At 66.7% G+C, this 4,028-nt stretch carries 4 protein-coding genes; all 4 read right to left on the minus strand.

The genetic code is table 11. The annotated features are described in order from the left end of the window. Position 1: 1 nt before the first annotated feature. The 4 genes from C1I98_RS46545 to C1I98_RS36210 all read right to left on the minus strand — a co-directional run bounded on the left by C1I98_RS46545 (position 2) and on the right by C1I98_RS36210 (position 3,337). Positions 2 to 898 (minus strand): TrbL/VirB6 family protein, encoded by an 897-nt coding sequence (locus C1I98_RS46545; RefSeq protein WP_497846143.1) that lies wholly within the window; start codon positions 896 to 898, stop codon positions 2 to 4. A gap of 199 nt (positions 899 to 1,097) precedes the next feature. Next, positions 1,098 to 1,475 (minus strand): pilin, encoded by a 378-nt coding sequence (locus tag C1I98_RS36200; RefSeq protein WP_199537482.1) that lies wholly within the window; start codon positions 1,473 to 1,475, stop codon positions 1,098 to 1,100. Positions 1,476 to 1,650: 175 nt separating this feature from the next. Further along, the gene (locus C1I98_RS36205) at positions 1,651 to 2,430 is read right to left on the minus strand and encodes a sigma-70 RNA polymerase sigma factor region 4 domain-containing protein (protein WP_111171796.1); all 780 of its coding nucleotides are present in this window, start codon (positions 2,428 to 2,430) and stop codon (positions 1,651 to 1,653) included. A 313-nt stretch (positions 2,431 to 2,743) separates the two neighbouring features. Further along, on the minus strand, positions 2,744 to 3,337 hold the full coding sequence (locus C1I98_RS36210; RefSeq protein ID WP_111171797.1) for a hypothetical protein: 594 nt from the start codon (positions 3,335 to 3,337) through the stop codon (positions 2,744 to 2,746). Positions 3,338 to 4,028: the final 691 nt, after the last annotated feature.

The following is a 4,028-nucleotide window of genomic DNA, read 5'->3' on the forward strand; positions in this document are numbered from 1 at the left end:
TCTACACTCGACTAGTCGTCGGCAGCGTCAGATGAGCATAAGAGACAGCCAGGCGGGTGAGCATCCGGGGTTTGCCCGCTTGCCAGATGGTCCGTGCGACCCAGCCGGGGATCTTGAGCAGGACGAACAGCAGGCATACGGCCATGAGGAGATCCATCAGGTCGGCCGTGGTGGGGATCCAGAACGCGGCGGCGTTGGGGGCGGGGTTGTCGGAGAACAGCAGGTGCAGGGCGGTGACCAGTACGAGTGATTGGCAGACCTGGATGGCCAGCAGTCCGGTGATCGCGCGCCACCACAGCCGGGCCAGTCCGTCGGTCATCGGCAGCGCGTGGAAGATCAAGGCAAGGGGTGCGGCGGCGATCAGGACCATGGTGAGCGCGAGCCGTACGACGTAGGTGAACACCACCCCGACCGCCAAGATGACCACGGCCAGTGCCACGATCGCGAAGAACACGCCCTCGGTGGCGATCCCGGCCAGGATCGTCCCGCCCATGACCTTGAACACCGACTCGGGATCGAGGCGGCCCGCCCCGTCGGCGAGAAACGCCTGGCTCAGGCCGTTGGCCAGGCTGATCGCGTGGCCGATCGCGGTCAGGCTGAGGTTCGCGGCGAGGAACGCCCACACTAGGCGGGGCAGCAGTTCCCGTGGCGAGGTCTGGCCGGGCAGCGTCTGCCCGGTCATGAGCAGTACGCCCGCGGCGGTCACCAGCAGTACGAAGGAGGTGTTGGCGATGGTCCGCGAGACGTCCCACAGTTGCTTGACCCGAGCCATCTCGGGGGCGGTCAGCTCCGGTGTGGCCAGCACGCTCGTCCCGAGCATGTCGAACACGGGCTTGGCCGCCGACTTCACCAGGTGCGCGAACCACCCATCGACGGCCTCGCGGGCCTTGCACGCCACATCGAACAACCCGCACTCCTGCTGGGGCGGGACGCTTGAAGGTGCCGGAGCAGGGCTTGATGACTGCGATGGCACCGGCGTCGGCGATGGCGTCGGAGTGGCGGCGTGCGCGCGCCCGCCGATCAGTAGCGAGGCGAGCGCGGCGCCGATCGCCAGAAGGACGAGCAGCCCGGCCGTTTTCCGGTGGGTGGGTGCCATATCAGGAGCCCACGATCTGCTTCAGCAGTTGCACCAGGACCGGCGCGAGCACCGCGACGCCGTACCCGATCGCGCCGTAGCGCAGGGTCTTCTTGGCGGCCTCGACCTCGCTCGGGTCGCCGCCGGCCAGGATGTAGCGGACGCCTCCGATGGTGAAGAACAGGGTGGCCAGCCCGACGAGCAAGCCGACGACGACGTTGCGCAGGTTGGTGATGACCTGCGCGAGCGAGGGCGCGGCCAGGGCGGTCACCGCCTCGGCGATCCCCGGTACGGTCAACGCGACCGCCGCGCACCCGCCGGTCCACACCAGCGACGCGAGGAACCGCCGGGTCCAGTTCGCTCGTGCCGGAACCCGGAGTACAGGCCGATAGGACTTCATGGAACGGCCCCCAAATCGAGAAGTCATGGACTGCCGTGGTCACGGGCCCGGAGCGGTCCGGGATGGGTGTCCTCCTTCGACGGACGAGTGAGGATGGGCTCGATGGGAACGGGCGACCGCCCCCGGAACTCCACCCGTGGCCCGTGACCACGGCTGACATGGATGAACCACCAGCTCAGCCCTGGTGATTGGAGCCCGCTCCGTCGTAGGTGACCGAGATTTGACCCTCCTGAATCGCCCTTGCCAGCCGCCCTTCGGCGGCGCGGCGCCGCTTGTACAGCCGATCCGCCGGAACCTCGGACCGCTCGGCGTAGGCCTGTAGCGACTGTCCTTCCAGGCGGGTCGCGTTGATCAGTCTCGCCTCGTCGCAGGTAATGACCCGGCGCCGGACGGCCTCGGCGAGCACCAGAAACGGCTCCGCAGGCCTGGCCGTCGGCTGCGGTATCTGGTCACACGTTTCGACGGCGGCGAGCTCACGCGCTCGCGCCCGCAGCGCGCCCTTCCTCGCCCACATCAGCAACCGGGGCAGGATGTTCGGCCGGTCGAGATCGATCCGTCCGAGTTGCGCGACGAACTCCGTCACCATCTCCGAAACGACGTCGTCAGCCGCATGGGCCGGGCAGCCGTGTGTAGTCCGCGCGGCCAGGTTCTTCAACCCGGGCATCGCCACCCCGACGCAGCCGATCACCCACGCTGGGCCGTCCGATCGCGCCTGCCATACGAGGTGCGCCCAGGCCGCGTCCTTGAACTCGTCGCCAGCCTGTGGGGAGAGCAGCAGCGCCTTCAGCTCCCCGAGATCGATCCGGCGCTGTGGCGCTCCATGCCCGATGGCGTGGCCGTCCACCGACAGTGGACTCGGTCCTGTGATCAGTAGTCGGAAGGCGCGATCTGCCGCACTGAGGGCGTTGTCGTTGAAGTTCTTCGAGGGGGCGTGGTCATGCAGATCGAGGGTCATGGTGTCTCCCCGTTGATCGAGCCGGATCAGTCGATCCAGGTCTCGACCAGCAGGTGGGAAGAACGCAGCGCGCCGGGGGAAGATGCGCAGATACCGTGAATGTGCCACCGACGCCCTATCAGGCGCCTGACCAGCGCCGACTTTTCACCCAGACGATGGGCGGCAAGGTTGCCTCAAGCTCCCCGAACGCCACCTGACGTGCAAGAAGACGTCATGCACAGAAATCCATTAAGGACTCGGTCATGAAAGCGAGCCGCGTGTGATCAGCGGGACAGGCCCGCCTCTGATGGCCGATCAGCGTCGATGATCGGGTTCAGGCCGTGAAGTTGTCCAAGACGACCACGGACGCCTCCTCGGCCTCAAGACATTCGCTTTCGATGCCCACGGTGGAGGCCGCCTCGATGAAGGCGAACGCCGCACTGCGCTTGCCACGGAAATCCTCCTGGTCGAGGGTGGTGAGCATGGCGCGGAAGTCGGCCAGGACGCTCGGATCGCCGTTCTCGACAGGGCGGCCGCCGAAGACATAGTCAATGTGCCGTGCCCGGATTTGGCCACCGGCGGCGTACAGGAGCGTGTCACCGCCCTTGAAATGCCAGGTCGTCATCCACAGGCGTGATCCCTTGCTGAGTTCGGCGAGGAAGGGATCCGGCGTGGTGATGCCGTGGTCGAAGTTGAGGAACCCCCAGGCGCCTTCCCCCTCGAAGACGAAGATCACGGGCCCGTCCGAGTCTGCGTCGGGTTCGATCGGGTTAGCCAGGGTGCGCTGCTCGGGGTCGCGGCCGTTGTTGAGCCGCCACAGGAGATCGTCCAGGTTGATCTCTTCGCTGAGGGGTTGCACGACGATCCAGCAGAGCCCGTTCTCCAGCCATTGGTGCCGCGCCAAGAGGCTGCGGTAGTCATCGATCACGTGATCATTGTGGCCGGGCGAGCAGTCGGGTGCGTGGTCAGCCGTTGTGGACGCCTCAGCGGTCCAGGTTCGAGTACCTCGGGGATCGATGGTCATCGAGGGAAGAGCGTCGACGTCCTGCCCGGTGACCCTGGCGATCGCAGGAGGAATCGGTACCGATGATGTTGCAAGTGAAGGTGAGGCGGCCTGGCCCGATCTTTCGCAACGCGACCGCTTGGCCGAGATCCGTGACGACCCCGCACGCGGATCGACCAAGCTGGGCGGAAAGGATGGCTCGGCGAGGCCAAAGATGCATGCACGGAAGCCCAGCACCTTGGAGACCGCGGCCGAGGGAGCGGTCACACGGAGATCGTATGTACCGCTGCCCCTGCTTAGCGGTGTCCGTTAGGGCGATTCCAACTGCTGCTGATCAATCGGTGTTTCAGTGCATGGGAACGGGCGACCGTCGCGGGTCACCATCGATTGAGCAAGAACGAACGAGCGCGGCCGAGGGAAGCACAAGCTGGAGAGCGGCGATTGCTGCCGCTGTCAGTGTGGATCTGCACCGACGGCGCACCCGGCGAGGGCGACACCTCGGATCGTTCGCGTGGAGCTGTCGCGGTGTGCGGGCGGCATCGCCAGGCGGTGGGGCGGGAGCTGGCGCGGCATCTGATCGGGGCCTGTACCCGTCCGGGCGGGGTCGTCGTGGACG

The organism is Spongiactinospora gelatinilytica (assembly GCF_003236385.1).
In the GTDB taxonomy this organism is placed as follows: Bacteria; Actinomycetota; Actinomycetes; order Streptosporangiales; family Streptosporangiaceae; genus Spongiactinospora; species Spongiactinospora gelatinilytica.